Raw genomic sequence first — 4,008 nt, forward strand, 5'->3', positions numbered from 1 at the left:
GGATTCTGGCCTATATTGGTTCGGCGAATGGCTACTGTGACAATTTCAGCGCCACTGGCCTCGATGGCATCGCGGGTTTCGTCCATGTCCTTGTATTTACCGGTGCCCACTAACAGGCGTGACTGGTAGGATTTTCCGGCAACAAACAAGGTATCGTCCACGTCGGATACTGGAATTGAATCTGGCATAGGGTTCTCTACTGGTATTTAGAAGTTAAATAAGGAATTGCTCAGGCGCACAATTATACAACAAGTCGGTCAATGAGTGGTGATCCGAACAGAGGATGACTGTTATTTAACCAGTCTTGCTTAGCCACCACCAACCGCATGAATAATTTCGACATTGTCGTTTTCCTGCAGCTGGTACGTCGCATAGCTGCTGCGAGGCACGATTTCCTGGTTAACTTCCATGGCAATGCGCCGGCCCTGTAAACCCAGTTTTTCAACCAGTTGCGCCGCGGTGAGATTATCGTCGAATTGTTGGGTATCGCCGTTGAGCTGGATGTTCATGTCTTAATACGTGTTTTTAGTACGTGGTGTTGCAATCATATTCAATAGACAGCAATTTTAAGATATTTTCAAAATGATGCATAGAAATAAAAAAAACCCGCCGATGGCGGGTTTTTTGTACTTCAAGTAAAGCTTTCTATGCTAATGGTAAGTGCAAAAAATGCGATTATTAACAATCTGGAAAACTTTGCAAAAAATTAGCAATATCCTGGATTTCCGGTGTTGTTAACGAGATACCACTCATGGCGCTAAGATTCAGTGCTTCAGTAATAGTGATAGCGGAAGAACATTGTACGCCAAACGTACTTCCTCCGGCACCATTAACACCATGGCAGGATTGACAGTTCTGGATGTAGAGTGTTTCGCCTGAACTTGTATTAGTAGGCACGGCCTCTATACGTAAAGTCAACTGCTTGTGAGTTGTTAAAGGCGGAACGGCATCGTTCGTTGCAGTGAATCGTACGCTATAATCGCCAACATCGTTTGCGTCTGTAACCCAGTTAAATACCCCTGTTGTTTCGTTAAAGGTCGCGCCTGCGTTGAATGGATTAGCATACGGCCCTAATGTGCCATCGTAAGTTAGGGTAATGTTCATATCGTTGGGGTCAGTAGCGACCACTGTGAAATTCATGGTATCGCCCGCTGCTACTGTGGGAGTCCCAAGATCATTGAAGTAAGGCGCGCTCTGGTTCGAGTTTTCTTCACTATCGCCACATCCAGACAATAAAAATACAAATAAGCCTGACAAAAATATTAAGTAAGCATTACGCATAACGAACTCCAAATTGCTGGCTAGCGAAGGGCAAGCCAATAGTTATCAAGAAGGTATTGCTTCGGATATGGATATTGGAAGTACAACTGCCAGGTAGGCTTATAAGTATTATGGTTTCCAATAACATAGCAAATAAGTAGCGACTGTTTCAAGCGCTAACTACACCGGGAAAGCGCGATATAGTTATCAATTCCGGGAATTAATGACTACAAGTTGCTGAAATCGGTAGTTTGCACCAGGGCATTAAAGGTCCATACCGTGAGATTGTCTATTTCAAACTCAAGGACTTTCATATTACCGATGGAATCAATACGATAGTCTGTTAGTCGCACGACTTCACCTTCTGGGACGAAATCGCATTTGCCCTTTAACACCAGTTGATTCATGCCATCCAGGTTCGTATTTTGCGCAAATTCCAGGTATTTGCTCAACGCTGTTTCGGAGTAACAGAACGCGGTTTTTTCTTCTAAAAATTTAATTGGTTGGGCATATGAGGCGCCACTAACGGCTGAAAGCATGGCCACAAGTATTAATATTTTCATATTCTTTCCTGTTGAGTTTGGCCGCTCGCACAAATAAAGCTCAATAGCTATATAGCTCAGCGAATTTATACCAGTGTTTTAAAATGGATTACCTACTATTAGCGACAAAATAACGGAATTTTTAAGCGTCTGGAGTAGGTTGGTAGTAGCCGCTAATGAAGACAACTGGTGTCTGTTCAAGTGATGTGGTTGGGCGGAGCATTGAGGGGTATTGGTAGATTAGAAGCTAAGTTAAGGTGTTGGCATTAATTTTAATAATCTATATAAATCAGAAAGTTAGAGATTGCTTATTAGTAGTATTAATGATTAATAAGTGCACGACTTATTATTAACGTATTGAAAGTAAAAAGGTTTACAGGTGTCGGAAAAGCTTACGCAATATCAGGTAAATAGTTTGTGCTACAACGTCAATGAGCTTTGTATCCCCCCAAGTTGCTGATTGATTAAAATAAATTCAATTTCGTGATTGTCAGCACTTGTCGAAAAAATTTACAGTTATTACAGTGATCACTGTATCTTATTGATAATATGCGAGAAAAAGTATTGGTACAGATGTTGCTGTATGATAAGTATACAGGTTAAGAATTTTAAAATTATCTTCTAAAGGTTTAGTTTTATGAACACAAACAGATTGTACGCATTGTTGGGAAGTCTTGGCTTACTAGCAATGACTAACGTCGCGAACGCGATCCCTACGTTGCAACTAGACATAGCTGGGGGTACATATTGCGACGAGACCTGCGCGGAGCCATTCAAAGAATCAATAATTACTAGCGATAGTAGTTTCTCCCTCTATGCATACGCAAATCCAGATGGAAAAGCGACCGGCCCAAATGGCATCAGTTTAGATGACATTCTGGGAAATACTGATGTTGATTTCTATTTATCAATAGCGCTCACACCTAAGACCAGTATCGCCGGAGACTACGGGTCTATCATTGTTGATGGTACCACTTACCAAACTGCAAGTATGACTTACGGTACGCCTCCGGTAGATGCGTTTCTAAAAGATATCGGTGGACATAGTATCTACGATACTTTTTATCAGGAAATCTCAGTAAGTTTTAACAGTACCGATCTTTCCTGTGACTATAACGTGCAGGATAACCCGGGAATTGGTCCTCAAGATCCGTCAGCTTGTGCTGCCGGTGTTTCAACCATGTATTTCGACACATTTAATATCGATATGAGCAACTTAGCAGAAGGATTTGATCTTCACTTTGATTTATATGCAGTAGATCCAACCCTGGTTAAAACCAATGGTGATCCTTCTCCACACAATCTGGTAGACTTTGCACCTTTTTCACATGATGCACAGACAGGTTGTTGTACTAAAGTTCCAGAGCCTGGTACAGCGTTCCTGCTAGGTTTAGGCCTGTTAGGTTTTGGGTTGAGAAAGAAATTACAGCACTAAAAACTTTTCTAATCTAAAATGTCTAATTGGAAGCCCTGCAATCGCAGGGCTTTTTGTTTGGCTTGTTTAATTATTTGTTTTAAGTGTGATAATTGTTGTATAAGTGGCTCTGGCGTCTCCAGTCCAATTTTAAATCATGTTAAATCTTTCCACAGCCCCACCACTTTCCTTGTATATACACACACCCTGGTGCGTGCAGAAATGCCCCTATTGTGACTTTAATTCCCATGCGATCAAAGACAGCGGAGTACCCGAGGAGCAGTACCTGCAGGCTCTATTGCGAGACCTGGAGCAGGATTTACAGCTTATCTGGGGGCGAAGGATTCAGAGTGTATTTATTGGGGGTGGTACGCCAAGTGTTTTATCACCAGAATTTTATGACCGATTGTTTTCGGAGTTGCGCGCGCGAGTGATGCTCAGTGCCAATGCTGAAATAAGCATGGAAGCCAATCCAGGGACTATCGACTATGAGAAATTTAAAGGATTTCGTGAAACGGGCATTAACCGCTTATCCATAGGCGTTCAAAGCTTCGATGACAAACATCTACAAATTCTGGGGCGTATACATTGTTCACATGAGGCATTGAATGCCTATGAGTTTGCCCGAAAAGCGGAATTTGACAATATAAATCTGGATTTGATGTTTGGCTTGCCAGCTCAGACAATCGAGCAGGCGCTTCAAGATGTTAACCAGGCTATGGTGCTGGCGCCGGAACATCTTTCGTATTACCAGTTAACCATAGAACCTAATACCTTTTACTATGCGCAGCC

Annotated in this window: 5 protein-coding genes and 1 pseudogene; 2 read left to right on the forward strand and 4 right to left on the reverse strand. The window is 42.1% G+C overall.

The annotated features are described in order from the left end of the window. The 4 genes and pseudogenes from ACWVCM_RS05325 to ACWVCM_RS05340 all read right to left on the reverse strand — a co-directional run. Positions 1–188 (reverse strand): annotated as a pseudogene (locus ACWVCM_RS05325) (hypothetical protein); the annotation flags it as partial. Positions 189–308: 120 nt separating this feature from the next. Then, positions 309–509, reverse strand: coding sequence for a sulfur carrier protein ThiS (gene thiS / locus ACWVCM_RS05330; RefSeq protein WP_455200682.1), 201 nt, complete (start codon positions 507–509; stop codon positions 309–311). Positions 510–678: 169 nt separating this feature from the next. Then, a complete protein-coding gene (locus ACWVCM_RS05335; RefSeq protein WP_455200683.1) occupies positions 679–1,281 on the reverse strand; it encodes a c-type cytochrome in 603 nt (200 codons plus the stop codon). Between the two features lie 206 nt (positions 1,282–1,487). Next, positions 1,488–1,823, reverse strand: coding sequence for a hypothetical protein (locus ACWVCM_RS05340; RefSeq protein ID WP_455200684.1), 336 nt, complete (start codon positions 1,821–1,823; stop codon positions 1,488–1,490). A 616-nt stretch (positions 1,824–2,439) separates the two neighbouring features. Here ACWVCM_RS05340 and ACWVCM_RS05345 point away from each other — a divergent pair. After that, positions 2,440–3,237 (forward strand): choice-of-anchor N protein, encoded by a 798-nt coding sequence (locus tag ACWVCM_RS05345; RefSeq protein WP_455200685.1) that lies wholly within the window; start codon positions 2,440–2,442, stop codon positions 3,235–3,237. A 136-nt stretch (positions 3,238–3,373) separates the two neighbouring features. Next, the coding region (gene hemW / locus ACWVCM_RS05350) for a radical SAM family heme chaperone HemW (protein WP_455200686.1) at positions 3,374–4,008 on the forward strand (635 nt) is incomplete at its 3' end.

The sequence above is a fragment of the Kaarinaea lacus genome, from assembly GCF_975902315.1.

Excerpts from the sequence above, each read along its gene's own strand:
- thiS (WP_455200682.1), bottom strand. The coding sequence starts at position 509 with ATGAACATCCAGCTCAACGGCGATACCCAACAATTCGACGATAATCTC.
- ACWVCM_RS05340 (WP_455200684.1), bottom strand. The coding sequence starts at position 1,823 with ATGAAAATATTAATACTTGTGGCCATGCTTTCAGCCGTTAGTGGCGCC.
- ACWVCM_RS05335 (WP_455200683.1), bottom strand. The coding sequence starts at position 1,281 with ATGCGTAATGCTTACTTAATATTTTTGTCAGGCTTATTTGTATTTTTA.
- ACWVCM_RS05345 (WP_455200685.1), top strand. The coding sequence starts at position 2,440 with ATGAACACAAACAGATTGTACGCATTGTTGGGAAGTCTTGGCTTACTA.